This is a genomic window from Micromonospora sp. NBRC 110009, assembly GCF_030518795.1.
Lineage (GTDB): Bacteria > Actinomycetota > Actinomycetes > Mycobacteriales > Micromonosporaceae > Micromonospora.
Genome location: NZ_CP130427.1, coordinates 4470272 through 4496135 on the forward strand (window position 1 = coordinate 4470272; position 25864 = coordinate 4496135).

Consider the following 25864-nt stretch of genomic DNA (forward strand, 5'->3'; position numbering starts at 1 on the left):
TGCGTCGGACCATGCCCGCCGACCGCCCGTCGCAACCCCCGAGGAGAGCCTGTGCGCCTGTCTGATCTGCGCGGACGTCACGTCGCCGTCTGGGGAGCCGGCCGCGAGGGCCGGGCCGCGGTGACCGCGATCGCCGCGCACGGCCCGGCCAGCCTGGTGGCGGTCGACGACAGCGCGAACTTCCTCACCCTGCCCTGGGAGGGCCCGCTCGCCGCGGCCGCGCCGCTGATCACCGGGGAGGAGGGCTTCGCCCGGCTGGCCGCCGCCGACGTGGTGGTCCGCTCGCCGGGCGTGCCGAACACCCACCCGTGGATGGTGGAGCTGCGCCGGCAGGCCGTCACGGTCACCCAGGGCAGCGCGCTCTGGATGGCCGACCACGCGGACCGGACCGTGGGCGTCACCGGCAGCAAGGGCAAGAGCACCACGTCCAGCCTGATCAGCCACCTGCTGACCGCGATGGACCGGCCGAACGTCTTCGGCGGCAACATCGGCGTACCGCTGCTCGACCTGCCCGAGGCCGGCCTGTACGTGCTGGAGCTCTCCAGCTACCAGTGCGCCGACCTGACCGACTCGCCCCGGGTGGCCGTGGTGACCGCGCTCTTCCCGGAGCACCTCGACGCGCACGGCGGGGAGCGGGAGTACTACCGGGACAAGCTCAACCTGATCGCGCACGGCCCGCACACCGTGGTGGTCAACGGCGCCGACCCGCGGCTCGCGCTGGAGCTGGGGGACCGGACGGCGGTGCGGGCCGGCCGGCCGGACACCACCCACGTGGCCTCCGGCCCGGACGGCGCTCCCTGGTTCCACCTGCGGGACACCCCGCTCTTCCCGCGTGCGGTGCTGCCGCTGGTGGGCCGGCACAACGAGGGCAACCTCTGCGTTGCCCTCGCGGTGCTCGACGCGCTCGGGGTCGACGTGGCGGGTCGCAAGGACAGCCTCGCCCTGGCGGTCGCCGAGTTCCAGGGGCTCGCCCACCGGCTGACCGAGATCCCCGACCCGTCCGGCCTCACCTTCGTCGACGACACGCTCGCCACCAGCCCGTACGCGGCCATGCACGCGATCGACGCGTACGAGGGGCGGCCGCTGACCGTGATCGTCGGCGGCACCGACCGGGGGCTGGACTACACCCCGCTGCGGGACCACCTGGCGGAGCGGGAGATCACCGTGATCGGCATTCCGGACAGCGGCCCCCGGATCGTCGAGGCGCTCGCCGGGCTGTCGGGGGTGCGGACGGAGGTCGCCGAGGACCTGGTGGCCGCGGTGGGGCTGTCCCGCAAGCTCACCCCGGCGGGCGGGGTGGTGCTGCTCTCCCCGGCCGCGCCGAGCTACGGCCGGTTCCGCAACTTCGAGCACCGCTCGGAGGTGTTCGCCCAGGCGGTCGCGGACACCGCCCGCTGAGTCGGTAACGCCTCGCCGCGCTCAGCGCAGCGCCGCGTGCAGGGCGCGCATCGAGCGGATGGCCGAGCGGATCTCCTGGAGGTACCGCCCCGGGGTGAGGGTCGGTTCCGGCACCCGGGCCAGCCCGGTCAGCGCCGGATCCACCCCGACCGTGTCGATCCCGCAGCCGTATGGCACCGCGAGGGTACGCAGGGCGTCGCAGTGCTGGAACGGCACGTAGATCGGCGCGGTCACCATCAGCACCCCGTCACCGGTGGCCAGCCGCACGTGTTCGGCCCAGAACCGTTGGGTGTCGGCGGTGTGCGCCCGGCGCCGGTCCGGCTCGCTGGACGGGGCGGCGAGCACCCGGACCGGGGGCGACCCGGCCGGGCGGTAGGTGCGCGAGGACCAGGCCCGGTGCGGGTGGTCGGCGTCGTCGCCGGTCTCCTCGCTCGGCGTCGTCACCCCGAACGCGGCGCGTACCCCCGCGTCGAGGGCGTCGACCTCGGTGGCGCAGCCGGACACGCCGGCGTCGGCGAGCATCCGCGACTCGGCCGCGGAGAGCATCCGGAAGCTGCCCAGCACCGCCACCTCGCCGGACACCCCGGCGACGGTCCGCACCAGGTGTGCGGCGTACGCGGTGCGCCGCAGGCAGGCGTGTGCCAGCCCACCGAGCACCAGCAGGTGGGCGTAGCCGGGCAGGGCCGGCGGGGCGGCCCGGACCAGGCCCAGCGCCGCCGCGGAGTCCAGCACCAGCCGGATCGTGGCCGGGTCGAAGTCCGGCTCCCGGGCCTCGGGGCGTTCCCGCCCCTCGCGGAAGTCCCAGTGCCGGGCCGAGAACTCGTCCAGCCCGGCCAGCACGGCCGGCACGTCCCCGGCCGGCCAGTCGCCGCCGAAGTGCCCCACCAGGGCCCGCAGCGGCGGCGAGTCCACCCAGGCGCCTACCCCCGCGGCCAGCTCCGGTCCGGTCATCCCCGCCGCGCCGGCCGGCAGCGCCACGTCCGTCGTCCGCACCCGGCGGATGTTACCGGCGGTCGGTCGGCCCCCACCGGCCGTTGTGGATCGTGGCTACCCGGAAGGGCGGGACGGGAATCCGCGGACTGGACCGGGTGCCGCCGCTGATCTCACGGATCCGTGGGGAATGCGTGCACGAAGGCGAGAACCGGGTGCCGTTCCAACCCGTCTTCGGGGAGTTGGCGACGCCGCCAGCCGAGGAGGAGATCGTCGATCTGTTGCCCGAGTTCGGCGAGTTCGTCCGGGGTCAGCCGGAGCCAGACGTGGCCTGCGTAGGCGACGTCGTCCCATGGTTGCTCTGCGGTCTCCAGGAACTCTCGCGCGTGCTCGTACTGTCGCTGGAGCAGGGCGCCCTCGGCGGACGTCGCGGCGGCCTGAGCGGTCGGCTGGTCGCGGAACTGGCCGATCGTCCAGCGCATTCCGCGCGTGACGAGCTTCCATCGGCGCTCTCGGCGGTCCGTGGCGGCGGCTGGCGCGGGAGCGACCAGCCCTGCCTCGACGAGCACTTTGAGGTGGTGCGAAACGCTGCCGGTGGCCAGATCCATCGCCCGCGCCAGCGCCGTGGTTGTCGACGGCCCGTGCACGGCCAGGGCGTCCATCAGCCGCGCCCGGTCCGGGTGGGCGAGAGCGGTCAGGGCGCGCACATCGTCGATTTGCCGGACATCCCCCGGTTCACCATCACGCATGGGTCGACTATACAACCAGATTTGCGCAAATCTGCTTGCGGACTTAAGGTCGCGGCGACAGAGTTGGCTGCCGGACCCGGCTGTATGGGAGCCCTGGCGGCGGCGACCTTCCCGCACCGCCACCCCGGCGCTCGCGGCCCCTCGAAAGGACCACTCCCGCATGACAATGAGCTACGCGCCGCTCGGGCGCACCGGAATGACCGTGTCCCGCTTCACGCTCGGGGCGATGATGTTCGGCTCCGCCGGCAACCCGGACCACGACGACTGCATCCGGATCATCCACACCGCCCTCGATCGGGGTGTCAACTTCATCGACACCGCCGACATGTACTCAACCGGCGAGTCCGAGTCGATCGTCGGCAAGGCCCTCCGTGGCCGCCGCGACCAAGTCATCCTCGCGACGAAGGGACACTTCGCCCTCGAGGAGGGCCTGAACAAGGGCGGCAACTCGCGACGCCATCTGCTCCACGCCGTCGACGCCAGCCTGACTCGGCTCGGCACCGACCACCTCGACCTCTATCAGGTGCACCGCCCCGATTGGGACACCGACCTCGAGGAGACCCTCGGCGTCCTCACCGACCTCGTCCAGGCGGGCAAGATCAGGACGTTCGGCTGCTCCACGTTCCCCGCGCACGAGATCGTCGAGTCCCACCGGGTCGCCGACGCCCGCGGCCTGATGCGGTTTCGCACCGAACAGCCGCCCTACAGTCTGCTGGCCCGCGGCATCGAACGCGACGTGCTCCCGGTCGCCGAGAAGTGGGGCATGGGCGTGCTCACCTGGAGCCCGCTCGGCTTCGGCTTTCTCACCGGCCGCTACCGCCGCGGCCTCGAGACCGGAGCCGAGGGGAGGGCCGCCCTTCGGCCCGCCTGGTTCGATCCCGCCGATCCGGTCGTCGCGCGCAAGCTCGACGTCGTCGAGCAGCTCGTGGAGGTGGCCGACCACCTCGGCGTTCCGCTGCCTGCGCTGGCGACGGCATTTCCGCTCGCGCACCGTGCCGTCACCTCGGTCATCATTGGACCCCGCACGCTCGAACAACTCGAATCCACGCTCGAACACGCCGACCTCGTCCTCGACGATGACGTGCTGGACCGGCTCGATGCGATCGTCCCGCCCGGCACCGACGTGTACGACCCGAACGGCGCCGCCAACCCGCCCTGGATCGCGGATGCGAGGCAGCGACGGCGAGTCGTACGACGCTAGTGCGGTGTCCACTAACGTTCACCGGGTTTCCGGTGCGGTGTTGTGGATCCTCGCCGTGTGGCGAGCGACTCCCCACCGGTCGGTGGGGCGGACCTCCGCGGGCCAACCGACGACGAGCCACAACCCGACCCAACACCACCCGTACGACAGAATCTCCGGCCACCAACCCGGCGAACGTTAGTGGACACCGCACTAGCTGGCCGGTCCGCCGACCGCCGCGCGCTACCTCCGCGGCGGCGGCGGACGGGCCCAGCGGCTGGGCGGTTGACGCCGTGTCAGGCCTGGCCGGTCGCTGCGCTACACAGTGACAGTTGTCCCTGTCACCGCCCGGTGAGAGCGTGCGAGGACCAACCGCCGCTGAAGGGTGCGACGATGACCTCCGACGACCTGCTGGCCCGGCACCGGGCCGTGCTCCCGTCCTGGATGCCGCTCTACTACGCCGAACCGATCGAGCTGGTCGCCGGCTCCGGCCGCCGGGTGACCGACGCCCAGGGCCGCAGCTACCTGGACTTCTTCGGCGGCGTGCTGACCAACATGATCGGCTACGACATCCCGGAGATCCGCGAGGCGGTCGAGCGGCAGCTCCGCACCGGCATCGTGCACAGCTCCACCCTCTACCTGATTCGGCAGCAGGTCGAGCTGGCCGAGAAGGTGGCCCGGGTCTCCGGCATCCCCGACGCCCGGGTCTTCTTCACCAACTCCGGCACCGAGGCCAACGAGGCGGCGCTGCTGGTCGCCACCAACCACCGCCGTTCGCACCAGATCCTCGCCGTGCGCAACAGCTACCACGGCCGGACGTACGCGGCGATGGGCGTGACCGGCAACCGCGGCTGGTCGGCCAGCGCGCTCAACCCCCTGCAGGTGGCCTGGCTGCACTCCGGTGAGCGGCTGCGCGGCCTGCTGGCCCGCCTCGACGAGGCCGACCGGGTCGATGCGGCGGTCGAGGACCTGCGCGAGGTGCTCGCGACCCAGACCTCCGGCGACGTGGCCTGCCTGATCGCCGAGCCGGTCCAGGGCGTCGGCGGCTTCGTGCACGGCCCGGACGGGCTCTTCGCGGCCTGGAAGAAGGTGCTGGACGAGCACGGCATCCTGCTGATCAGCGACGAGGTGCAGACCGGTTGGGGCCGCACCGGCGAGCACTTCTGGGGCTACCAGGCGCACGGCGTCACCCCGGACCTGCTCACCTTCGCCAAGGGCATCGGCAACGGGTTCGCCCTGGCCGGCGTGGTCGGCCGGGCGGAAGTGCTGGAGGCGGTGCCGGCGATCAGCTTCTCCACCTTCGGCGGCAACCCGGTCTCCACCGCTGCGGGCAACGCGGTCCTCGACTACCTGCTCGACCACGACCTGCAGGCCAACGCCGAGCGGGTCGGCGCGATCCTCGCCGACGGCCTGCGGGCGGCGACGGCCGACCTCGACCGCGTCGCCGAGGTCCGCGGCAAGGGCCTGATGCTCGGCGTCGAGTTCGTCCACCCGGGCACCACCGAACCGGACCCGGCTCTCACCACCCGGGTGTTCGAGGCGTGCCGGGCGGGCGGCCTGCTGGTCGGCAAGGGCGGCCTCTACGGCAACGTGATCCGGATGGGGCCGCCGCTGACGCTGACCGAGGAGGAGGCCCGGGAGGGCCTGGCCATCCTGGTCGACGCCATCCGTTCCGCCGTCGCCGCGGAGGTGGCGGCATGAACCAGATCGGGCACTTCGTCGACGGCAAGCGGGTCAGCGGGGACTCCGAGCGACGCGGCGACGTCTTCGACCCGGCCACCGGCCGGCGTACCGGGGAGGTGGCGCTGGCCTCCGCCGCGGACGTGGCGGGCGCGGTCGAGGCCGCCGAGCGGGCCGCGCGGACCTGGCGGGACGCCTCCCTGGCGAAGCGGACGGCGGTGCTGTTCGCCTTCCGCGAGCTGGTCCACGCCCGGCGCGACCGGCTCGCCGCGGTGATCACCGCCGAGCACGGCAAGGTCCTCGCGGACGCCGCCGGCGAGGTGCAGCGCGGCCTGGAGGTCATCGAGTACGCCTGCGGCATCCCCTCGGCGCTGCGCGGTGGCTTCAGCGAGAACGTCTCCACCGAGGTCGACTCGTACAGCCTGCGGCAGCCGCTGGGCGTGGTCGCGGTGATCTCGCCGTTCAACTTCCCGGTGATGGTCCCGCTCTGGTTCGTCCCGGTCGCCGTGGCCTGCGGCAACGCGGTGGTGCTCAAGCCGAGCGAGAAGGACCCGAGCGCGGCGCTGCTGCTCGCCGAGTGGTTCGCCGAGGCGGGCCTGCCGGACGGCGTGCTCAACGTGGTCAACGGCGACAAGGAGGCGGTCGACGCCCTGCTCGACCACCCGGGCGTGCAGGCGGTGTCGTTCGTCGGCTCCACCCCGGTCGCCCGGTACGTGCACCAGCGCGGCTCGCTGGCCGGCAAGCGGGTGCAGGCGCTCGGCGGGGCGAAGAACCACATGGTGGTGCTGCCCGACGCCGACCTGGACCTGGCGGCCGACGCGGCGGTCAACGCCGGCTTCGGCTCGGCGGGGGAGCGGTGCATGGCCATCTCCGCGCTGGTCGCGGTGGAACCGGTCGCGGACGCCCTGGTCGCGAAGATCGCCGAGCGGATGAGCCGGCTGCGCACCGGCGACGGCCGGCGCGGCTGCGACATGGGCCCGCTGGTCACCGCGGCGCACGCCGAGCGGGTCCGGTCCTACGTGGAGTCGGGGATCGCGGCCGGCGCGGTGCCGGTGGTGGACGGGCGGGCGGTCACCCCGGACGGGGACGCGGGCGGGTTCTGGCTCGGCCCGACCCTCTTCGACCACGTCACCCCGGAGATGTCGATCTACACCGATGAGATCTTCGGCCCGGTGCTCAGCGTCGTCCGGGTCGACTCGTACGACGAGGCGGTCGACCTGGTGAACGCCAACCCGTACGGCAACGGCACGGCGATCTTCACCAACGACGGCGGGGCCGCGCGGCGCTACCAGCACGAGGTGCAGGTGGGCATGGTCGGGATCAACGTGCCGATCCCGGTGCCGATGGCCTACTACTCCTTCGGCGGCTGGAAGGCCTCGCTCTTCGGCGACCTGCACGCCCACGGCGCCGACGGGGTCGCCTTCTTCACCCGGAGCAAGGTGGTCACGAGCCGCTGGCTGGATCCGCGCCACGGCGGGGTGAACCTCGGCTTCCCCACCCAGACCTGAGCCACCGCAGCACCCCCGCCCCGGCCAGGTACGCCACCAGCGCCGGGGCGGGCAGCCCCAGCGGCTCGGGCGCGGCCTTGCGGGTGAGGCTGTTCAGCAGCAGCCCGGCGACGATGCCCGCGTACCCGGCCGCCGCCAGCGCGGTCCGGACGCGGCCCCGGCCCGGGGCGCCCGCCGGCCCGCGCCGCGCGTCGGCCGGCGGGGCGGACCGGCGGCTGCGGGCCTCGATCGGGCCGAAGACGGCGACCAGGGCGGCGAGGACGACGGCGAGGGCGAGCAGCCAGGGGACCCGCCAGCCCCACCAGGCGGCCGAGCCGACCCGGGGGGTGGGCAGCGCGCCGAGCGCGTCCAGCAGGCCGACCAGCAGCACCGCCGCGGTCAGGTGCCAGAGGAAGATGGTGAGCACCACGGCGTTCACGGCGATCACCGCCTCCCAGGGGCGGCGCCGGCGCAGCCAGCGCTCGGCGGGCCCGCGCAGCAGCAGGATCAGCCCGAGCTGCGCGGTGGCCGCGGCCAGCAGGGCCAGGCTCGGCGGCGCGGCGTTGTCCAGCCGCTCACCGGGCACGTTGAGCAGCACCACCGGGTACGGCCCCACCACCGTCAGCAGCACCAGCGCGACCAGCCCGACGGCCAGCAGCGTGGCCCCGGCCCGCCGGGACAGCGGCAGCCGCCGTCGGCGCGGGTTCTCCGGGGACCGGGCGTCGTACCAGGCGAAGCCGAGCTGATGCACGGCCAGCCAGCCGAACAGGTAGTTGCCGGTGGCGAGCCCGGCCGGTCCGAGCAGCCGGCCCAGGTCGCCGAGCGCGACGAGACCGACCAGCACCGCCGGCACGGCCAGCCCGAACCGCCGGTGCAGCGCGTACATCGGGGGGGTCAGGGGCACCACGACCAGGTACGCCACCAGGAACCAGAGCGGGATCGTGGCGAACCAGACCACCGTGCGGACCTGCACCGGGTCGGCGTCGCGGAGGCTGGCGACCGCCGCACCGACCGCCAGCACCACCAGCAGCGCGGTGGTGGGGCGGACCAGCCGGGCGCTGCGGTCGATCAGCCACCCGGTGGCGTCGCCGCCGCGGAGCCGCCGGGCGGTCAGCGAGGCGGCGTTGGCGTAGCCGCCGACCAGGAAGAACACCGGCATTACCTGGGCCACCCAGGTCAGCGGCCAGGCCCAGGGGAGGTCGCCCAGGGCGGAGTGGCCGGTGGGGCGGCCCGCCCGGTCGTAACCGATGACGGTGACTCCCCAGTGGCCGAGCACGACCATGGTGATGGCGAGCGCCCGGAGCAGGTCGACGTAGCGTTCCCGCCCGGCCGGCGTGCGCTCCGCGAGCTGCCGCAGGCGACGCATGCGCCCAGGCTATGCCAGCTCGCGACGGCCGGTGGTGATAACGGTTCGGTTGTCGGGTCTTGTGGTCCGCGTCGCACTGTCGTAGAAATTCTTCATCAACTTCAAATGAAGTGAAGACGAGCAACAGCAGACACTTCCGAGCCTCGACGCCGCGGCCGCCGTTCCCCCATCTTCGGCGGGCCGTCCGTACCCGAACCGAGGAGAAGCGATGAACAGGCGTGACATCCTGCGGCGCACCGCCGCCGCCGGCCTGCTGGCCACCCCCGCCGCCGGGCTGCTGGCCGGCTGCGCCACGTCCGGCGGCGACGACAAGAGCGACGCCGGCACCTACAAGGGCACCAAGAGCGAGCAGAACCCGCTCGGCGTCAAGGAGGACGCCCCGCTCGAGGTGGTGATCTTCAACGGCGGCTTCGGCGAGGAGTACGCCAAGGCCCACGAGGCCATGTACAAGGAGAAGTACCCCAAGGCCGAGATCAGGCACTCGGCCACCCAGGAGATCAACAAGACCCTCCAGCCGCGCTTCGTCGACGGCACCCCGCCGGACGTGGTGAACAACTCCGGTGCCGGGCAGATCGACTTCAACGGTCTGGTCAGCCAGAACGCCATCGCCGACCTGGGCGACCTGCTCGATGCCCCGAGCCTCGACCAGCCCGGCAAGAAGGTGCGGGACACGCTGCTGCCCGGCGCCGTCGAGGTCGGCTCGTACGACGGCAAGTTCCTGGTCCTCAACTACACCTACACCGCGTACGGCATCTGGTACTCCACCAAGCTCCTCACCGAGCGGAACTGGCAGTACGCGAAGACCTGGGACGAGCACATCGCGCTCTGCAAGCAGATCAAGGCCGCCGGCATCGCCCCCTGGACGTACGCGGGCAAGCACCCCCGCTACATGAGCTGGCCGCTGATCGCCACCGCGATCAAGCTCGGCGGGCCTTCGGTGGCGATGGCGATCGACAACCTCGAGCCGAACGCCTGGAAGTCCGACGCCATGAAGGCGGCGGCCGACGCCTGGTACCAGATCGTCAAGGACAAGTACATCCTGGACGGCTCGGCGGGCCTGGACCACATCCAGTCGCAGACCGCCTGGTGCCAGGGCAAGGCCGCCTTCATCTCCTGCGGTTCGTGGCTGGAGAACGAGCAGGCCAAGGTCACCCCGGCCGGGTTCAACATGACCATCGCGCCGACGCCCAGCCTGGGCAGCGGCGACAAGCTGCCGTTCGAGGCGATCCGGGGCACCGCCGGCGAGCCGTACATGGTGCCGTCGAAGGCGAAGAACGTCGCCGGCGGTCTGGAGTACTTCCGGGTGATGCTCTCCAAGAAGGGCGCCCAGGACTTCACGAAGAAGGTCTCCAGCCTGACCGTGGTGGCCGGCACGACCGAGGGGGCCGAGCTGCCGTTCGGCCTGAGCACGGTGGTCAAGGCGCTGGAGGCGTCCGGCAGCAACGGCTTCAACTGGGTCTACAACAACTACTACCGCAAGCTCGAGAAGGAGTTGGTCGACGCCGCCTGCGGCGAGTTCTTCAGCGGCCGGAGCACCCCGGCCGAGTTCCTCGACGCGTGTCAGAAGGGTGCCGACTCGATCGCCCAGGACAGCTCGATCAAGAAGTACAAGCGGGCCGCGTAACGTCCGGTCGGTGGGGGCGGGCCGGTCCCGCCCCCACCGGTCCGCCGCTGGGGAGTAGGTCCTTCTCGTGAAACATGGCAAGTACCCGCTGATCATCATCTTCCTGGGGCCGCCGCTGCTGCTGTACGGCATCTTCGTGCTGTCGCCGTACCTGCAGGCGTTCCAGATCTCCACCACGGACTGGCTCGGCTTCTCCGCGGACGCGAATTTCGTCGGGCTGGACAACTTCCGCACCATGCTGCATGACGACCGCGTGTGGAATGCGATCAAGAACAACGCGATCATGCTCGCCGTGGTGCCGGTGGTGACGATCGGTCTCGGCCTCTTCTTCGCCACCATGCTCAACATGGGCGGGCGCAAGAAGCGGGCCGGTGTGATCGGGGTGCGCGGTAGCTCGGTCTACCAACTGGTCTACTTCTTCCCCCAGGTGCTCTCGGTGGTGATCATCGCCCTGCTCTGGAAGGAGGTCTACAACCCCACCAGTGGCCTGCTCAACGGCGCGTTGCGCGCCGGTGGCCTGGCGACGCCGACGTGGCTCGGGGATCCCCGGACCGCCTTCTGGTGCGTGCTGACGGTGATGGTCTGGAGCAACGTGGGCTTCTACGTGGTGCTCTTCGGGGCGGCCATGCAGGCGATCCCGCGCGACATCTACGAGGCGGTCATGCTCGACGGGGCGTCGCGGCTGGTGACCCTGCGCCGGATCACGATCCCGCTGCTCTGGGACACCGTCCAGGTGGCCTGGATCTACCTGGCCATCGCCGCGCTGGACGGGTTCATCCTGGTGCAGCAGATGACCGACGGCGGGCCCAATTTCTCCTCGGACGTCATCGGTCTGCGGATGTACAACACCGCCTTCGCCAGCGAGTCCAAGTTCGGGTACGCCTCTGCCATCGGCGTCGTGATGTTCTTCCTGACCCTGACGGTCGCGGTGCTGGCGCTGCGCGCCGCCCGGCGTGATCGGATCGAGTACTCGTGACCACACTGGACAAGCGCGCGACGACGGCCGAGCCGGCTCGCCCGGCTACCGACGGACCGCTCCGCCGTGAACTCGGCGTCGCCAACGTCTTCTCGCACGGCCTCCTGCTGTTCTGGGGCGCGCTGACCGCGCTGCCGCTGCTGTGGATGTTTCTCAGTTCGTTCAAGAGCGACAAGGAGATCCTCACCGACCCGTGGGGGCTGCCGGGCGCGCTGCGCTTCGAGAACTGGGCACGGGCCTGGACCGAGGCGCACATCGGCCAGTACTTCCTGAACAGCGGCGTGGTGGTGGCCGGCTCGCTCGCCCTCACCATGCTCCTCGGCGCCACGGCGGCGTACGTCTTCGCCCGGTACGAGTTCCGCGGCCGGCAGGTCGTCTACTACCTGTTCGTCGGCGGGATGATGTTCCCGGTCTTCCTCGCCCTGGTGCCGCTCTTCTTCGTGGTGCGCAACGCCGGCCTGCTCGGCACGCGGCCCGGGCTGATGCTGGTCTACGCCGCCTACTCGCTGCCCTTCACGGTCTTCTTCCTGACCGCCTTCTTCCGGACGCTGCCGACGTCGATCGCGGAGGCGGCACTCATCGACGGGTGTGGTCACTTCCGGCTCTTCTTCCGCGTGATGCTGCCGATGGCGCGACCGGGACTGATCAGTGTGGCGATCTTCAACTTCCTCAGCCACTGGAATCAATTCCTCCTGCCGCAGGTGCTGATGCAGGGCGAGCACTCGAAGCCGGTGCTGGCGCAGGGGCTCGCCGCGCTCGCGGTCAACCAGGGCTACCAGGGCGACTTCAGCGGCCTGTTCGCGGGCCTGACCATCGCGACCCTGCCGGTGCTGGCGGTGTACGTCGCCTTCCAGCGGCAGATCCAGGCCGGTCTCACCGCCGGCCAGCTCAAGTGAGGTGGTTGCCACGGCCGGCCCCAGCACAGCTTGACTGGTAGGAAAACTCCTACCTATTGTGGTGGCCATGACCGTGACCCACGTGCAACTCGTCTCCGTGCCCGTCAGCGACCAGGAGCGGGCCCGCGACTTCTACTGCGACGTCCTCGGCTTCGACCTGATCTGGGACAACCCGATGGGCCCCGGCGGCCGCTGGATCCAGGTCGCCCCGAAGGGCGCGGCCACCGCGCTGACCCTGGTCACCTGGTTCCCGACCATGCCGCCCGGCTCGCTCAAGGGTCTGGTGCTGGAGACCGACGACCTCGACGCCGACGTGGCCCGGCTGCGGGAGCGGGGCGTGGACTTCCCGGACGGCGGCATCCAGACCGCGCCGTGGGGCCGGTACATCACCCTCCACGACCCCGACGGCAACGGCATCGTCCTGCAGGCCACCCGGGTCTGACGTGGCGGACGTCTTCGCCGCGCTGGCCAACCCCACCCGGCGGGAGCTGCTCCGGCTGCTCCTCGAGCGCGGCGAGCAGCCGGTGCAGCAGCTCGCCGACCACTTCGACATGCGCCGGCCCAGCCTGTCGGAGCACCTCCGGGTGCTCAAGGACGCCGGGCTGGTGACCGAACAGCCGATCGGCCGGCAGCGGTTCTACGCGCTGCGGCCCGAGCCGCTGCGGGAGATCGCCGACTGGCTCGGCCCGTACGAGCGGTTCTGGCGGGCCCGCCTGGCCGACCTGCGCGAGGTGCTGGACGGTCTGCCCGATGACTGAGCGGACCACCATCGAGGTGGACCAGTTCCTGGCCCACCCGCCGGCCAAGGTGTGGCGCGCTCTGACCGATTCTGATCTGTTGGCCCGCTGGCTCATGCCGAACGACTTCCGGCCGGTCCCGGGGCACCGGTTCACCTTCCGCACCACCCCGCGCCCGGCTCAGGGCTTCGACGGGCTGGTCCACTGCGAGGTGCTGGAACTGGCCGAGCCACGCCGGCTGAGCTGGGCCTGGCGGGGCGGCCGGCTGGACACGGTGGTCACCTGGTCGCTGGTGCCGGAGGGGCGGGGCACCCGGCTCTTCCTGGCACACTCCGGCTTCGACCCGGACGACCCGGTGCAGCGGCGCACGTTCACCCTGCTCGACGGCGGTTGGCGCAGCCACGTCTGGCCCCGCCTCGAGCAGGTGCTCGCCGAACTGGGGTAGCGGCTCGGCCGGCCGGTCTCCCGCCGAGGCGGTGCCGGTTCGGGCTCGCTGTCGAGCTGAGTCGTTGGTGACGTCAGCGGCGGTTCCCGGCCCGTGCGCCACGCCCGCGGCCGGCCACGTCCCGGGGTCGGCGAGTCGTTGACGACATCAGCTCCACAGCGGCTGCGGGGACGTGTTCCGGGTGTGAGCCCCGGTTCCCGGCCCCGTGCGCGAGACCCGCAGCGACCACGCCTCGGTCGTCGGCGATGCCTCGCGTGTCTCAGCCCGCCGTCGGCACCAGCAGCGAGTGCAGGGCGGCCGGGTCGGTGACCTCGGGGAGGTCGCGGGCGGCGAGCCAGGCCGCGCCGGCGGCGCCGTCCCCGGCCGGGTGCAGCGGCGCGTCCGGCCACCGCCGGGCCAGTTCGGCGTGGACCGCCTCGGCGAGCGGCGTGTCCCCGGTGAGCAGCCCGCCGCCGAGCACCACCGGATCGGTCGCGCCGGCCGGCCGGATCCGGCTCACGCTCTCGGCGAGCAGCGCGGCCGCCTCCGCGACGAGCGCCCGGGCGGTCGGCTCGCCCTCCCGGGCCGCCGTCACCACCAGCGGCGCCAGCCGGGCCAGCTCCACGGGTGGGCACCGGGTCACCGTCTGCACCAGGGTGTCGGCGGTCGTCCGCGGCCGGGCCGCCACCTCGGGCGAGCCGGTCAGTTCGGCGAGCACCCGGCGGGCCAGTTCGCCGGGCTGCGCCGCCCGGTCCAGGTCGGACAGGAGCCGGCGGACCGCCTCCCGGCCGAGCCAGAACCCGGAGCCGGCGTCGCCGAGCAGCCAGCCGTGCCCGTCCGCGACGCGGTCCAGCCGCAGGTCGCGTACCTGGGCGGCGATCGCGCCGGTGCCGGCGATGAGCACGGTGCCGTCCGGCGCGGCGGTGCCCGAGGCGTACGCGACCAGGGCGTCGCCGTGCACCGCGTACGGGCAGCGCAGCCCGGCGTCCGACCAGGCCCGGTCGAAGGCGGCCCGGCCCTGCGGGTCGGCGAGCAGCCGGCCGGCCCCGGCGAGCCCGATGACGCCCGCCCGGACCCTCGCCGGGTCCACGTCGGCGAGCGCGGCGCGCAGCGCGGCCAGCAGTTCGCCGGCCGCCCGCTCGGCGCCGTGGCTGGTCGGGTTCCCGCCGCCGGCCCGGCCGGTGCCGAGGCGTACGCCGTCGAGGCGGACGGCGGCCGCGCGGGTGGACGTACCCCCGACGTCGAGGCCGACCACGACGGTGTCGGACATCCGCTGGGCCTCCCTGCACTCGCGCCTCGTGGCCCTTCATGCTGGTCGGCCCGGCTGCCCGAGGCAAGATCCGGTGGCCCGCCGTGGGCTGTGCGCCAGGTAACAGTTTGAAAACTTCGCCCACGGCCTTGACACGGAGGGGCCGTCAGTAAGAACTTTTACCACTAACAGTTAACACTCTTTTCCGAAAGGCGACCCATGGTTGATCACGAGGTGAACACCACCGCGGGGACCGCGGTGGTCGACGCCGAGGCGGTCGACCGGCCGGGCGCGGTGGCGATCTCCTCCGACGGGGTGCTGGCCAGGGTCCGGGCCGGCGCGGGGGAGCTGACGGGCGCGCTGCGCCGGGTCGCTGAGCACGTGCTCAGCGACCCGGAGGCGGCGGCGCGGGCCACCATCGTGGAGTTGGCCGAGCGCAGCGGCACCTCGCCGGCGACCATCACCCGGTTCTGCCGGGCGATGGGCTTCGAGGGCTACGCGGACCTGCGGCTCGGCATCGCGGCCGAGACCGGCCGGGCGCGCTCGGCCGGCTGGACCGTCGACATCGGGCGGGAGATCCAGCCCAGCGACCCGCTGTCCCGGGTGCTCGACCAGATCATGGCCGCCGACACCCGGGCCATGCACGACACCGCCGCGCTGCTCGACCTCGGCGAGGTGGAGAGGGCCGCGGTGGCCATCGCCGGGGCCAGCCGGGTGAACATCTTCGGTGCCAGCGGCAGCGCGCTGGTCGGCGAGGAGATGCAGTTCAGCCTGCACCGCATCGGGGTGGCCGCCTGGGCCTGGAGCGACGTGCACGAGGGGCTGGCCAGCGCCGCCCTGCTCGGCGCGGGCGACGTCGCGCTCGGCATCTCGCACACCGGCCAGACCCGGGAGACCATCGAGATGCTCGCCGAGGCGGGCAGCCGGGGCGCCACCACCATCGCGCTGACCGGCTTTCCCCGCTCGCCCCTGGCCGAGCTGGCCGACATCGTGCTGGTCACCGCCAGCCAGGCCACCACCTTCCGGCCGGACGCGCTCTCCGCCCGGCACCCTCAGCTCGTCGTGCTCGACCTGCTCTACATCGCGGTGGCGCAGCGCACCCACGACCGCGCCCACGCGGCCTTCCGGCGTACCGCCCAGGCCGTCGACGGGCACAAGGACGCGAAGGGGCCCACCTCATGATCAGCGCCCAGCGGTACGCGGATGCCGTCCGGCCGATGCTCGACCGGCTGGTCGACACCCAGGCCGACGCGGTCGACCGGGCGGCCGACCTGATCGCCGCCGCGCTGCGCGGCGGCGGCGTGCTCCAGGCCTTCGGCGCCGGCCACTCCGAGGCGTTCGCCGCCGAGCTGGTGGCCCGGGCCGGCGGCCTGGTCCCTAGCAACCGACTCTCCCTGCACGATCTCGTGCTGCACGGCGACGCGCCCCGCGACGTGCTCGCCGACCCCAAGCTGGAACGCGACCCCGCGGTCGCGCACCAGCTCTGGGCCCTCGCGACCCCGCAGCCGCGGGACGTGTTCGTGGTCGCCTCCCAGTCCGGCATCAACGGCTCGGTGGTCGAGCTGGCGACGCTGGTCAAGGAGCACGGTCACCCGCTGATCGTGGTCACCTCGGTCGAGCACACCGCTCGGGTCGCCCCGCGGCACCCGTCCGGGCACCGGCTCGCCGACCTCGCCGACGTCGTGCTGGACAACGGCGCGCCGTACGGCGATGCACTGCTGCCGCTCGAGGGCGGCGGCGCGGTCTGTGCGGTCTCGTCGGTCACCGCGGCGCTGCTGGCGCAGCTGCTGACCGCCGAGGTCGTACGACGGTTCCACCTGGCCGGGGAGGTACCCCCTATCTACCTCTCCGCCAACGTCCCCGGTGGGGACGAGCACAACCTCGCCCTCGAGTCGCGGTACGCCGGGCGCCTCCGGCGGACCGCCTGACCCGACACCACAAGGAGAGACAGAGATGTCGGTTACCCCCGAGAAGCCCGGCGACCTCAGCCGCCGGATCCTGCTGCAGCGGGCCGCCGCGGCCGGCCTGCTCGCCACCCCGGCCATGGGGCTGCTCAGCGCCTGCGCCGGCAGCGAGCCGAGCAAGTCCAACGACAGCGGAGCGGCGAAGAGCAAGGACAACCCGTTCGGCGTGAAGGACGGCAGCGCCGTCAAGGTGGTCATCTTCAACGGCGGCCTGGGCGACCAGTGGGCCAAGGAAGACAAGGTCGTCTTCAACGCCAAGCACGCGAACATCACGGTCAACATGTCTTCCACCCAGAAGATCAAGACCGAAGAGCAGCCGAAGATGGCGACGCAGCCGAGCGACCTGGTCATGAACTCGGGTGCGGACAGCATGGACCGCGCCACCCTGATCAACGAGGGCGCGATCGAGCCGCTCGACGACCTGCTCACCGCCCCCGCCTGGGACAGCGACGGCACGGTCGCCGACTCGCTGCTGCCCGGCACCGTCTCCGACGGCACCCAGAACGGCAAGTTCTACGTGGTGAACGTCGCCTACACGGTCTGGGGCAACTGGTACAACGCGGCCCTGTTCAAGAAGGAGGGCTGGCAGGCCCCGACCACCTGGGACGAGTTCTTCGCCCTCGCCCCGCAGATCAAGGCGAAGGGCATGGCGCCGTACGTCCACGACGCGGTCCACGGCTATTACCCCCGCTGGGCGCTCATGGCGAGCATCTGGAAGTCCGCCGGCAAGCAGGCGGTCATCGACATCGACAACCTGAAGGACGGCGCCTGGAAGGCCGACGGCATCCTCAAGGCGCTGCAGCCGTGGGAGAAGCTCGTCAAGGACAAGCTGCTCCTGCCCGGCAAGCTCGACCACACCCAGTCGCAGCAGGCCTGGCTCGACGGCAAGGCGGCCTTCATCCAGGTCGGCACCTGGCTGAAGAACGAGATGGCCGCCACCATCCCGCCGGGCTTCGAGCTGACCCTGTCGGACTACTGGAGCAACGCCGACGACAAGGCGGCGAAGGACGTTTTCGCCGCTTCCGGCGAGGGCTTCGTGGTGCCGAGCAAGGCCCCCAACAAGGAGGCCGCGAAGGAGTTCCTGCGGGCGATCCTGTCCAAGGCCGGCTCGGCCAAGTTCGCCGAGCTGACCAAGTCGCTGGCCTCCACCAAGGGCTCCGGCGACAACGTGCAGGACAGCGCGCTGGCGTCCGCGAACGCGCTCATGAAGAGCGGGTCCTCGGACCTGGTCTCGTTCAAGTTCCCGGACTTCTACGCGGATCTGGACAAGGAGAGCCAGAACCTGTCCGAGGAGCTGATGGCGGGCCGGCTCACCGCGCAGCAGTTTGTCGACAAGATGCAGGCGGCCGCCGACAAGGTCGCCAAGGACTCGTCGATCAAGAAGCAGACCCGCACCGCCTGATCCGAAACGAGAGAGTGAGTCCAATGCGGCACGGAGTCGCGCGTTTCGTCACGGGCTTCCTGGTCCTGCCCGTCGCGCTGTACCTGTTCTACGTGGTGTGGCCGTTCGCGCAGGCGGCGGGGTACTCGCTGACCGACTGGGGCGGGTACTCGGATTCCCAGCACTTCGTCGGGCTGGACAACTACGTTCGGCTGCTCTCCGACGAGCTGATCCGGAAGGCGTTCTGGCACAACGTGTTCTTCCTGGTCACCGTGCCGCTGGTCACCATCGCGCTGGCCCTGTTCCTCGCGTTCCTGCTCAACGTGGGCGGACGCGAGGACAGGGCCGGCATCCGCGGGGTGTTCGGCTCCGGCCTTTACAAGGTCATCTTCTTCTTTCCGCAGGTGCTGTCGCTGGTGGTCATCGCCGTCATGTGGCAGCAGATCTACCGGACCGACGAGCAGGGCCTGATCAACGGTCTGCTCATCAAGATCGGGCTGGTCGACCCGCAGAACCCGATCGCCTTCACCGCCGACCCGGAGCCCTTCCTCGGCATCCCCGCGGTGCTGTGGTGGCTCCTGCTCATCGCGGTGTGGAGCGGCGCCGGCTTCTACATGGTGCTCTTCTCGGCCGCCATGCAGTCGATCCCGAGGGACATCTACGAGGCGGCCATCCTCGACGGCGCGGGCCGGTTCCACACCTTCTTCCGGGTCACCCTGCCGCTGCTGCGGGAGACCATCTCGGTCGCCTGGGTCTATCTGGGGTTCATCGCGCTGGACATGTACGCCCTGGTCTTCGTCATGACGCCGAGCCAGGGCGGGCCGAACCACGCCAGCGAGATCTTCGCGTCGGTGCTCAACTTCACCGCGTTCCAGAAGGGCCAGTTCGGCTATGCCTGCGCGATGGGTGTCGCGCTGGCCATCTTCACGATCCTGCTCGCCGCGCTGCAGCTGAGGATCACCCGTCGTGAGCGTATCGAGTACTGAAGGAGGCGCGACGATGAGCACGGCGACGCACGGTCTCAGCTCGGCCGACCAGGCCACGTCGGCACGCCCGGCGCGCGTACGGCGGGCCGAGGCCCGCGGGGGCGGCGTGGGTGCCCGGATCTTCAACGGCTTCTCCCACCTGTTCCTGGTGATCTGGGCCCTCATGGTGATCTACCCGCTGGCGTGGGTCGTGATGTCGGCGCTCAAGAGCGACTCGGAGGTCATCCGCGAGCCGCTCTCGCTGATCCCGAGCCAGCTGCACTGGAACAACTTCGCCCGCGCCTGGACGGACGGCCACCTCGGGTCCTTCTTCCTCAACACAGTGCTGGTGATGGCCGGCAGCGTCACGCTGACCATGCTGCTCGGCTCGATGGCCGCCTACGCCCTGGCGCGCTACGAGTTCCGCGGCAACCGGCTGATCTACTACATGTTCCTCTCCGGGCTGACCCTGCCGATCTACCTCGCCGCGGTACCGCTGTTCAAGGGCGTCTACAACCTGGGCGTCACCTTCCCGCTCCTCGGCCCGAACAAGCACGTCATGCTGATCCTGGTCTACGTCGCCTGGTCGCTGTCGTTCACGGTCTTCTTCATGCACTCGTTCTTCCGGACGCTGCCCGACACGATCGCCGAGGCGGCCATGGTCGACGGGGCCTCGCACACCCGGACCTTCTTCAGTGTGATGCTGCCGATGGCCAAGCCGGGCCTGATCAGCATCGGCATCTTCAACGTGCTCGGCCAGTGGAACCAGTGGTACCTGCCGACCCTGCTCATGCAGTCGGTGAGCGGCGAGCCGAAGCACCAGGTGATCTCCCAGGGCCTCATCGAACTGTCGGTGAACCAGGGCTACAAGTCCGACTGGTCCGGTCTGTTCGCCGGCGTCACCATGGCGATGCTGCCCGTGCTGATCGTGTACATCGTCTTCCAGCGCCAGGTCCAGTCCGGCCTCACCGCCGGCGTCGGCAAGTAACGCCCCGTCGCCCAGGGCGCGGGGCGGTGGGGGAGTGTCGGAGGGGCGAGGCAGAATCGCGTCCGTGCTGGTGGCGGTGGTGTCGGACGAGCGGGGCGGGGGAGTGCTGCAACCCCTCGACCCCGCCGGTCGGCCCACCGGTCCCGCCGAGCCGGTGGCCGAGCTCGCCGCCGCGGTGGCCGCGCGGGAGGCCGCCGAGCGGCCCCGCTGGGTCTGGGCCACCGGCGCCGCGCTCTACCCGTCGTTGCTGCGCGCCGGCGTCCGGCTGGACCGCTGCCACGACGTGGAGCTCACCGAGGCGCTGCTGCTCGGGCACGCCGGCCGCTGGGGCGAGCCCCGCTCGCTCGCCGCGGCCTGGGCCCGGCTGACCGGCGCGCCGGTCCCGCCGGATCCGGCGCCCCGCCCGCCGGAGCCCCCCGGCCACGGCCAGGGCGCGCTCTTCGACGCGCCGGCCGGCCCGCCGGGTCCGGGCATCGAGGCGTTGACCCGGGTGTACGCGGACCAGCTCGCCCGGATCGCGGCGACCGAGCACCCCGGCCGGTTCCGGCTGCTGGTGGCCGCCGAGTCGGCGGGCGCCCTGGTCGCCGCCGAGATGGCGGCGGCCGGCCTGCCCTGGCGGCCCGACGTGCACGACGCCATCCTCGCCGAGCTGCTCGGCGAGGCGTCCCCGGTTGGCGGGCCGCCCCGCCGGCTGGCCGAGCTGGCCGCCCGGATCGCCGCGGCGTTCGGCGTACGCCAGCTGCACGCCGACTCCCCGGCGGAGCTGCTGAAGGCGTTCGCCCGGGCCGGCGTGGAGCTGCCCAACACCCGGGCCTGGGTGCTGCGCGGGGTGGAGCACCCGGCGGTGCCGCTGGTCCTGGAATACAAGGAGCTCTACCGGATCTGGACGGCGCACGGCTGGGCCTGGCGGGACGCCTGGGTCTCCGGCGGCCGCTTCCACCCGGAGTACGTGCCCGGCGGCGTGGTCTCCGGCCGGTGGGCGACCCGGGGCGGCGGGGCGCTGCAGATCCCGAAGGTGATCCGGCGGGCGGTGGTGGCCGACCCCGGCTGGGCGCTGGTGGTCGCCGACGCGGGGCAGCTCGAACCCCGCGTGCTCGCCGCGGTCTCGGGCGACGAGCGGTTGGCCGCCGCCGGGGGCGCGGGGGACCTCTACGCCGCGCTGGCCCGGGACGCCTTCGCCGGTGACCGGGCCCGGGCCAAGGTGGCCCTGCTCGGCGCCATGTACGGGCAGACCGGTGGGGCGGCGGTGCCCGCCCTGGCGGTGCTCAAGCGGAACTACCCGACTGCGTTCGGCTACGTCGAGGCGGCTGCCCGCACCGGTGAGGCGGGCGGGCTGGTCCGGTCGTGGCTGGGGCGCACCTGCCCCCCGGGGTCGGTGGACCTCGGCGACGGAGAGGAGCCGGTGGTGGACGCCGGGGCGGATCCGCAGAGCCCGCGCGCCCGGGCGGCCCGCTCGCGCGGCCGGTTCACCCGCAACTTCGTCATCCAGGCCACGGCCGCCGAGTGGGCCTCCACGCTGCTGGCCACGCTCCGGACCGCGCTGGCCGGCACCGGCGCCGAGCTGGTCTTCTTCCAGCACGACGAGGTGATCGTGCACTGCCCGGCGGAGCAGGCCGAGGTCGTCGCCGCGGCGGTGGCCGCCTCCGGGGCCCGGGCCACCGCGCTGCTGTTCGGGGACACCCCGGTCCGGTTCCCGCTCGACCTGTCCGTCGTGGACTGCTACGCCGACGCGGCATAGTCGCACAATTTTCCTTTTTGCCCCGCTACCCGCTCCCGGAACGGCTCGTTGGGCCCGGTGTGCGTACGACGGGACGGACCGGGCGCGGCTGCGCGCGGTCCGTCCCCCAGGTCGAGGGGGCACCGCTGAACCGGATCGCAGGAATGATCATCGCCGCTGGTGGGGGCCGTCGGATCGGCGGACCCGAGGCGTTGCTGCACCAGGGGGAGAAGTCCCTGGTGAGCCAGATGATCGACACGATGGGCGTGGCCGGCTGCGAGCAGATCGTGGTCGTCCTGGGCGCGGCGGCCGACCAGGTCCGCCAGACGGCCGACCTGACCGGCGCCACCGTGGTGGTCAACCGAGCATGGGGCACCGGGGTCGGCTCCTCGATCCGGGCGGGGCTCGCCGCGCTGACCGACGACGGGATCGAGGCGGTCGTGGTGGTGCCCGTGGACATGCCCGGGCTCACCGCCACGGCGGTCCGCCGGGTGGCCGCCCTGCCCTACCCGGACGTGCTGGTCTGCGCCACCTACGACGGGCTGCGCGGCTACCCGATGCTCTTCGGCCGCCGGCACTGGTCCGGCATCGCCACCCTGGCCAGCGCGGACGTCGGCGCCCGGCCGTACCTGCTGGCGCACAAGGACCAGATCGTCGACATCGCGTGCGACTCGGTGGCCGACGGCAGCCGGATCGACAGCCCGGAACTGATGGCGCTCTACGGCCTCAGCATCCCTGAGCAGCGGGTCGGCGCCTGAGCGGGATCCACCAGCATTGCGCCACGCGGCGGTTCGCGTGGCACGGTTCGTGTTCGGCGACACCCGGGGTGCCACGATGTCGGGATGGCGTATGACGAGGACCTCGCGAACCGGGTACGGGAGCTGCTCGCGCCGGAGCCCGGATTCGCCGAGAAGCGCATGTTCGGCGGCCTGGCGATGATGATGAACGGCAACATGGCGGTGGTCGTCCGCGGCGCAGGCGGACTGATGGTCCGCCTGAACCCGGCGGAGTTCGAGCAGGCGGAGGCCGAACCCGGCGCGCAGGCGACGGTGATGCGTGGGCGGCCGATGCGTGGCTGGATCACGGTGGATCCCTCGGCCTGCGCCCGGGACGCCGACCTGGCCCGGTGGGTCGCTCGCGGCGTCGGCTACGCCGGGACCCTGCCGGCAAAGTAGGGCGGCGGATCCGGACCGAACCGGCGGACCCGGCTCCCGGTCGGGCCAAGCGGGACCCAGTGGCAGTCTGAACCGATCCGGGTCGAGCGCACGTCGCGGCAGTCCCGCGGGACCGTTGCGTCCGGCCCTGCGGCGCTAGGCTCACCCGGTGACCCGCCCTCCGGCCGACCTCGTTCCCGCCGAGGTGCCGGCACGTCCGCTGACGCACAACCCGCTCAACGGGGTCACCGGCGGAATCTGGCGGACCCGCCGCGCTGGGCGGCGAGCGGTGCTCAAGCTGATCGCACCACCGGGAGCCGGCGTCGGCCCGGCCCACTGGGCGGCGAGTGCCGACCCCGGGCACTGGAACTACTGGCGGCGCGAGGTGGAGGCGTACCGCAGCGGACTGGCCATGACCTGCTACGCGGACGTCGGTCTCGTCGCCCCGGACCCGCTGGCGATCGACGACCGTCCGGACGGGACGGTCGCGCTCTGGCTGACCGAGGTGGTGGGCCGCCCAGGCACCGCCTGCACCGTCCGGGACCTCGCGGACCTGGCCCATCGGCTCGGCGCCGCCCAGGCCACCTGGCTCGCCGGCCCCGGCTCCGCACCGGCCACCCGCCGAGCCCTGGACGTGTCCCGGTACGACTGGCTGGCCCGGGACTGGTTGCGCGACTACACGCTGAGCCGGCCGGTGACCGACCGGGTGCCCTGGGACCATCCGGTCGCCGTCGCGGCCTGGCCGACGTCGCTGCGGGACGACCTCCGCCGGCTCTGGGAGCAGCGGCAGGCCGTGTTGGCGGCCACCGACCGGCTGCCCCGTACCCTCTGCCACCACGACGTCTGGCCGACGAACCTGGTGTTCACCGACGGCGGCCCGGTGCTGCTGGACTGGTCTTTCGTCGGCCCCGGGCCCATCGGTGAGGACGCGGCCAACCTGGTGCTGGACACCTTCTTCGACGGTCTGGTGGACGTGGCGCTGCTGGCCGACGTGGCGGACGCGGTGCTCGACGGCTACATCGACGGGCTGCGCGGCGCGGTCGACCCGGGGCTGGTGGCCCGGGCGGTACGGCGCACCGGGGCGGCTAAGTACTGCTGGCTCGCGCCCGTGATGCTCCATCGGGCGGGCGGTGCCACCGGCCAGACCTACGACCGACGCGACGAGGCCGCCATGTTCGCCGGCCGTCGCCCGGTCCTGGAACTCCTCGCCCGGTGGGCGGCCACCTCGGTCGACTGACCCGGTCGGTCAGGCCAGGTCGAACAGCGCGGCGGCGTTGCCCCAGCAGACCGCGCGCAGCCAGTCGTCTCCCAGGTCGAGCCGGGCCAGCCCGGCGAGCTGTTCGGCGTACGGATAGGGGATGTTCGGGAAGTCGCTGCCGAGCAGCACCTTGCCGGCCAGGCCCAGCTCGCGCAGCCGGGGCAGCTCCGCCGCGGGAAACGGCTCGAGCCGCTCGAAGAACGAGGTGAACGCCATCGTGGTGTCCAGCCCGACCCGCTCGTACTTCGCGGCCAGGTCGAGGAACGCGGCGTAGTCCGGCGCGCCCAGGTGCGCCACGACGGCGGTCAGGCCGGAGTGCCGGGCGAGCAGCGCCGCGAACGGTGCCGGACCGGTGTGAGCCGTCCCCACCGGGGCGTGCCCGGCGTGCACCACCACCGGCACGCCGGCGTCGGCCAGCAGCCCCCACACCGCGTCCAGCGCCGGGTCGGTCGGCAGGAAGCCCCCCACCTGCAGGTGCACCTTGAACACCCGCGCCCCGGCGGCCAGCGCCTCGTCGACGTAGCGGACGGCCGCCGGCTCCGGGAAGAAGGTGGCCGACGGGAGGCAGCCGGGGGTGGCCGCCGCGAAGTCCAGCGTCCACCGGTTGAGCGACTCGGCCATCCCGGGCCGGTGCGGGTACGCCAGCGCGGTGAACGCGCGCACGCCCAGCCGGCGCAGGTGCGCCACCCGCGCCTCGTCGTCCCACCGGTAGCGGATCGGCCACTCGGTGCCGACCAGCGGGCCGGCCGCGTCGAAGTACGCCCAGACCTTGCGCAGCAGCCGGGGCGGCAGGAAGTGGGTGTGCACGTCGGCGAGGCCCGGCAGCCCCAGCTCCCGCCAGAATCCGGGCACCGCGTCGTCCTCGGCCGGTGCCTGACGCAGGTCGCTCATACCTCGATGTTGAACCGTTGCAGCACCGACGGTGCGACCAGCCCCACCGCGGCGAGTACCGCGAGGACGGTCAGCGCGGCCCGCAGCACGATCGTCTCGGCCTTGCTGCCGGTCCGCAGCGCGATGCTGTTGGGCAGGCCGACCATGGTCCACATCCGGCGCTTGATCGGGATGGGCCAGAGGATCGGCACCCCGGCCCGGGTGATCATGTCGCCCAGGATGTGTACGAAGCAGCCCACGCCGACGGCCGTGCCGATCAGCGGATAGCCCCGGTCGCCGGGGAGGTTGGCGAAGGTGTACCAGGCGGCGGCGGCCGAGGCGAGGGTGACGATCACCCAGCCGGCCCGCTCGGCCCACTCGTCGAAGAGCCCCCGCAACGCCAGCCCGATCATGAAGAACAGGATGCCGACCACCGCCCACTTGCCGAAGTGGGCGCAGAGCGCGGTGGTGCCCCAGCCCACCAGGAGGGTGAACGGGATGGTGTGGGTCAGCGTCCGGTGCCCGTTGTTGCGGCGCGGATCCTTGCTCAGCTTGGTGGCGTAGTAGACCCCGAGCGAGATCTTCTCCATCACCTCGGCGATGAAGAGGCTGAACACGCCGAAGGTGCGGGCCACCGTGGCGCCGCCCTGGTTGCGGGTCACCTTGCCGGAGAGGTCGAGGTCGGGGAAGAGCGCCCCGCCCGCGCAGACCGCGGTGCCCACCGCCAGCGCCAGCGGCGTCTGGTGATAGTCGGCGAACTCGTTCAACGCCCAGGAGCCGGTCAGCCACACCGCCGCGCCGGACAGCGCATGGGACGGTCCCATCATCTCGACTCGCCCTCCCCAGAGATCTTGATCGACAAAACTACGTC

The 25864-nt window shown here is 72.3% G+C and carries 25 protein-coding genes; 19 read left to right on the top strand and 6 right to left on the bottom strand.

Annotated features, from left to right (window positions below):
- Positions 1 to 51: 51 nt before the first annotated feature.
- Entirely contained in the window at positions 52 to 1398 is a 1347-nt protein-coding gene (murD, locus tag Q2K19_RS21375; protein WP_302763184.1) for a UDP-N-acetylmuramoyl-L-alanine--D-glutamate ligase, read from the top strand.
- Between the two features lie 21 nt (positions 1399 to 1419).
- Here murD and Q2K19_RS21380 read toward each other — a convergent pair whose 3' ends face one another.
- Positions 1420 to 2391 (bottom strand): hypothetical protein, encoded by a 972-nt coding sequence (locus tag Q2K19_RS21380; protein WP_302763186.1) that lies wholly within the window; start codon positions 2389 to 2391, stop codon positions 1420 to 1422.
- Between the two features lie 110 nt (positions 2392 to 2501).
- A complete protein-coding gene (locus Q2K19_RS21385; protein ID WP_302763187.1) occupies positions 2502 to 3077 on the bottom strand; it encodes an ArsR/SmtB family transcription factor in 576 nt (191 codons plus the stop codon).
- A 166-nt stretch (positions 3078 to 3243) separates the two neighbouring features.
- Here Q2K19_RS21385 and Q2K19_RS21390 point away from each other — a divergent pair, with 166 nt between their 5' ends.
- The 3 genes from Q2K19_RS21390 (at position 3244) to Q2K19_RS21400 (ending at position 7445) form a co-directional block, all read left to right on the top strand.
- On the top strand, positions 3244 to 4278 hold the full coding sequence (locus Q2K19_RS21390; RefSeq protein WP_302763189.1) for an aldo/keto reductase: 1035 nt from the start codon (positions 3244 to 3246) through the stop codon (positions 4276 to 4278).
- 372 nt (positions 4279 to 4650) lie between these two features.
- Complete coding sequence (locus Q2K19_RS21395) at positions 4651 to 5958, top strand: aspartate aminotransferase family protein (RefSeq protein WP_302763190.1); 1308 nt, start codon at positions 4651 to 4653, stop codon at positions 5956 to 5958.
- On the top strand, positions 5955 to 7445 hold the full coding sequence (locus tag Q2K19_RS21400; protein ID WP_302763191.1) for a CoA-acylating methylmalonate-semialdehyde dehydrogenase: 1491 nt from the start codon (positions 5955 to 5957) through the stop codon (positions 7443 to 7445). The genes Q2K19_RS21395 and Q2K19_RS21400 overlap by 4 nt, the downstream gene beginning before the upstream one ends.
- On the opposite strand, the gene Q2K19_RS21405 is transcribed toward Q2K19_RS21400, so the two are convergent.
- Complete coding sequence (locus Q2K19_RS21405) at positions 7381 to 8790, bottom strand: acyltransferase family protein (RefSeq protein ID WP_302763192.1); 1410 nt, start codon at positions 8788 to 8790, stop codon at positions 7381 to 7383. The genes Q2K19_RS21400 and Q2K19_RS21405 overlap by 65 nt on opposite strands.
- 208 nt (positions 8791 to 8998) lie before the next feature.
- On the opposite strand from Q2K19_RS21405, the gene ngcE (Q2K19_RS21410) reads away from it, so the two are divergent.
- From ngcE (Q2K19_RS21410) to Q2K19_RS21435, 6 genes are all read left to right on the top strand, one after another.
- Positions 8999 to 10414 carry an N-acetylglucosamine/diacetylchitobiose ABC transporter substrate-binding protein gene (gene ngcE / locus Q2K19_RS21410; protein WP_302763193.1) on the top strand — a complete coding sequence of 472 codons (1416 nt, stop codon included), beginning with the start codon at positions 8999 to 9001 and terminating at the stop codon, positions 10412 to 10414.
- A gap of 67 nt (positions 10415 to 10481) precedes the next feature.
- Positions 10482 to 11390, top strand: coding sequence for a carbohydrate ABC transporter permease (locus Q2K19_RS21415; RefSeq protein ID WP_302763194.1), 909 nt, complete (start codon positions 10482 to 10484; stop codon positions 11388 to 11390).
- Positions 11387 to 12286 (top strand): carbohydrate ABC transporter permease, encoded by a 900-nt coding sequence (locus Q2K19_RS21420; RefSeq protein ID WP_446839622.1) that lies wholly within the window; start codon positions 11387 to 11389, stop codon positions 12284 to 12286. Before Q2K19_RS21415 ends, Q2K19_RS21420 begins: the two co-directional genes overlap by 4 nt.
- 67 nt (positions 12287 to 12353) lie before the next feature.
- Positions 12354 to 12728 carry a glyoxalase superfamily protein gene (locus Q2K19_RS21425; RefSeq protein WP_302763195.1) on the top strand — a complete coding sequence of 125 codons (375 nt, stop codon included), beginning with the start codon at positions 12354 to 12356 and terminating at the stop codon, positions 12726 to 12728.
- A gap of 1 nt (position 12729) precedes the next feature.
- Complete coding sequence (locus Q2K19_RS21430) at positions 12730 to 13044, top strand: ArsR/SmtB family transcription factor (RefSeq protein WP_302763197.1); 315 nt, start codon at positions 12730 to 12732, stop codon at positions 13042 to 13044.
- Positions 13037 to 13468 carry an SRPBCC family protein gene (locus Q2K19_RS21435; RefSeq protein WP_302763199.1) on the top strand — a complete coding sequence of 144 codons (432 nt, stop codon included), beginning with the start codon at positions 13037 to 13039 and terminating at the stop codon, positions 13466 to 13468. Before Q2K19_RS21430 ends, Q2K19_RS21435 begins: the two co-directional genes overlap by 8 nt.
- Before the next feature lie 259 nt (positions 13469 to 13727).
- On the opposite strand, the gene Q2K19_RS21440 is transcribed toward Q2K19_RS21435, so the two are convergent.
- Positions 13728 to 14717 carry an N-acetylglucosamine kinase gene (locus tag Q2K19_RS21440; protein WP_302763200.1) on the bottom strand — a complete coding sequence of 330 codons (990 nt, stop codon included), beginning with the start codon at positions 14715 to 14717 and terminating at the stop codon, positions 13728 to 13730.
- Positions 14718 to 14915: 198 nt separating this feature from the next.
- Here Q2K19_RS21440 and Q2K19_RS21445 point away from each other — a divergent pair, with 198 nt between their 5' ends.
- The 9 genes from Q2K19_RS21445 (at position 14916) to Q2K19_RS21485 (ending at position 24102) form a co-directional block, all read left to right on the top strand.
- Positions 14916 to 15878: a MurR/RpiR family transcriptional regulator gene (locus tag Q2K19_RS21445; RefSeq protein WP_302763201.1), complete on the top strand. Its 963-nt coding sequence runs from the start codon at positions 14916 to 14918 to the stop codon at positions 15876 to 15878.
- A complete protein-coding gene (locus tag Q2K19_RS21450) occupies positions 15875 to 16624 on the top strand; it encodes an SIS domain-containing protein (RefSeq protein WP_302763203.1) in 750 nt (249 codons plus the stop codon). The genes Q2K19_RS21445 and Q2K19_RS21450 overlap by 4 nt, the downstream gene beginning before the upstream one ends.
- Before the next feature lie 25 nt (positions 16625 to 16649).
- A complete protein-coding gene (gene ngcE / locus Q2K19_RS21455) occupies positions 16650 to 18062 on the top strand; it encodes an N-acetylglucosamine/diacetylchitobiose ABC transporter substrate-binding protein (protein ID WP_302763204.1) in 1413 nt (470 codons plus the stop codon).
- A gap of 23 nt (positions 18063 to 18085) precedes the next feature.
- Positions 18086 to 19027, top strand: coding sequence for a carbohydrate ABC transporter permease (locus Q2K19_RS21460; RefSeq protein ID WP_302763205.1), 942 nt, complete (start codon positions 18086 to 18088; stop codon positions 19025 to 19027).
- A gap of 163 nt (positions 19028 to 19190) precedes the next feature.
- Positions 19191 to 19994: a carbohydrate ABC transporter permease gene (locus Q2K19_RS21465; protein WP_302772689.1), complete on the top strand. Its 804-nt coding sequence runs from the start codon at positions 19191 to 19193 to the stop codon at positions 19992 to 19994.
- Between the two features lie 64 nt (positions 19995 to 20058).
- Positions 20059 to 21732 carry a bifunctional 3'-5' exonuclease/DNA polymerase gene (locus tag Q2K19_RS21470; RefSeq protein WP_446839621.1) on the top strand — a complete coding sequence of 558 codons (1674 nt, stop codon included), beginning with the start codon at positions 20059 to 20061 and terminating at the stop codon, positions 21730 to 21732.
- Positions 21733 to 21875: 143 nt separating this feature from the next.
- Positions 21876 to 22469 (top strand): nucleotidyltransferase family protein, encoded by a 594-nt coding sequence (locus Q2K19_RS21475; RefSeq protein ID WP_302763208.1) that lies wholly within the window; start codon positions 21876 to 21878, stop codon positions 22467 to 22469.
- Positions 22470 to 22553: 84 nt separating this feature from the next.
- Positions 22554 to 22886: a TfoX/Sxy family protein gene (locus Q2K19_RS21480; RefSeq protein ID WP_302763209.1), complete on the top strand. Its 333-nt coding sequence runs from the start codon at positions 22554 to 22556 to the stop codon at positions 22884 to 22886.
- Positions 22887 to 23034: 148 nt separating this feature from the next.
- The gene (locus Q2K19_RS21485; RefSeq protein ID WP_302763210.1) at positions 23035 to 24102 is read left to right on the top strand and encodes a phosphotransferase; all 1068 of its coding nucleotides are present in this window, start codon (positions 23035 to 23037) and stop codon (positions 24100 to 24102) included.
- A 9-nt stretch (positions 24103 to 24111) separates the two neighbouring features.
- Here the strand turns inward: Q2K19_RS21485 and Q2K19_RS21490 are convergent, their stop codons facing one another.
- Entirely contained in the window at positions 24112 to 25014 is a 903-nt protein-coding gene (locus Q2K19_RS21490; RefSeq protein ID WP_302763211.1) for an amidohydrolase family protein, read from the bottom strand.
- On the bottom strand, positions 25011 to 25820 hold the full coding sequence (locus tag Q2K19_RS21495; protein WP_302763213.1) for a metal-dependent hydrolase: 810 nt from the start codon (positions 25818 to 25820) through the stop codon (positions 25011 to 25013). The genes Q2K19_RS21490 and Q2K19_RS21495 overlap by 4 nt, the downstream gene beginning before the upstream one ends.
- Positions 25821 to 25864: the final 44 nt, after the last annotated feature.

What these genes read in the sequence shown, in the direction of transcription:
- Q2K19_RS21385 (WP_302763187.1), bottom strand. Translation starts at nt 3,077, where the DNA reads ATGCGTGATGGTGAACCGGGGGATGTCCGGCAAATCGACGATGTGCGC.
- Q2K19_RS21390 (WP_302763189.1), top strand. Translation starts at nt 3,244, where the DNA reads ATGAGCTACGCGCCGCTCGGGCGCACCGGAATGACCGTGTCCCGCTTC.
- Q2K19_RS21395 (WP_302763190.1), top strand. Translation starts at nt 4,651, where the DNA reads ATGACCTCCGACGACCTGCTGGCCCGGCACCGGGCCGTGCTCCCGTCC.
- Q2K19_RS21400 (WP_302763191.1), top strand. Translation starts at nt 5,955, where the DNA reads ATGAACCAGATCGGGCACTTCGTCGACGGCAAGCGGGTCAGCGGGGAC.
- Q2K19_RS21405 (WP_302763192.1), bottom strand. Translation starts at nt 8,790, where the DNA reads ATGCGTCGCCTGCGGCAGCTCGCGGAGCGCACGCCGGCCGGGCGGGAA.
- ngcE (WP_302763193.1), top strand. Translation starts at nt 8,999, where the DNA reads ATGAACAGGCGTGACATCCTGCGGCGCACCGCCGCCGCCGGCCTGCTG.
- Q2K19_RS21425 (WP_302763195.1), top strand. Translation starts at nt 12,354, where the DNA reads ATGACCGTGACCCACGTGCAACTCGTCTCCGTGCCCGTCAGCGACCAG.
- Q2K19_RS21435 (WP_302763199.1), top strand. Translation starts at nt 13,037, where the DNA reads ATGACTGAGCGGACCACCATCGAGGTGGACCAGTTCCTGGCCCACCCG.
- Q2K19_RS21440 (WP_302763200.1), bottom strand. Translation starts at nt 14,717, where the DNA reads ATGTCCGACACCGTCGTGGTCGGCCTCGACGTCGGGGGTACGTCCACC.
- Q2K19_RS21445 (WP_302763201.1), top strand. Translation starts at nt 14,916, where the DNA reads ATGGTTGATCACGAGGTGAACACCACCGCGGGGACCGCGGTGGTCGAC.
- Q2K19_RS21450 (WP_302763203.1), top strand. Translation starts at nt 15,875, where the DNA reads ATGATCAGCGCCCAGCGGTACGCGGATGCCGTCCGGCCGATGCTCGAC.
- ngcE (WP_302763204.1), top strand. Translation starts at nt 16,650, where the DNA reads ATGTCGGTTACCCCCGAGAAGCCCGGCGACCTCAGCCGCCGGATCCTG.
- Q2K19_RS21460 (WP_302763205.1), top strand. Translation starts at nt 18,086, where the DNA reads ATGCGGCACGGAGTCGCGCGTTTCGTCACGGGCTTCCTGGTCCTGCCC.
- Q2K19_RS21465 (WP_302772689.1), top strand. Translation starts at nt 19,191, where the DNA reads ATGGTGATCTACCCGCTGGCGTGGGTCGTGATGTCGGCGCTCAAGAGC.
- Q2K19_RS21475 (WP_302763208.1), top strand. Translation starts at nt 21,876, where the DNA reads ATGATCATCGCCGCTGGTGGGGGCCGTCGGATCGGCGGACCCGAGGCG.
- Q2K19_RS21480 (WP_302763209.1), top strand. Translation starts at nt 22,554, where the DNA reads ATGGCGTATGACGAGGACCTCGCGAACCGGGTACGGGAGCTGCTCGCG.
- Q2K19_RS21490 (WP_302763211.1), bottom strand. Translation starts at nt 25,014, where the DNA reads ATGAGCGACCTGCGTCAGGCACCGGCCGAGGACGACGCGGTGCCCGGA.
- Q2K19_RS21495 (WP_302763213.1), bottom strand. Translation starts at nt 25,820, where the DNA reads ATGATGGGACCGTCCCATGCGCTGTCCGGCGCGGCGGTGTGGCTGACC.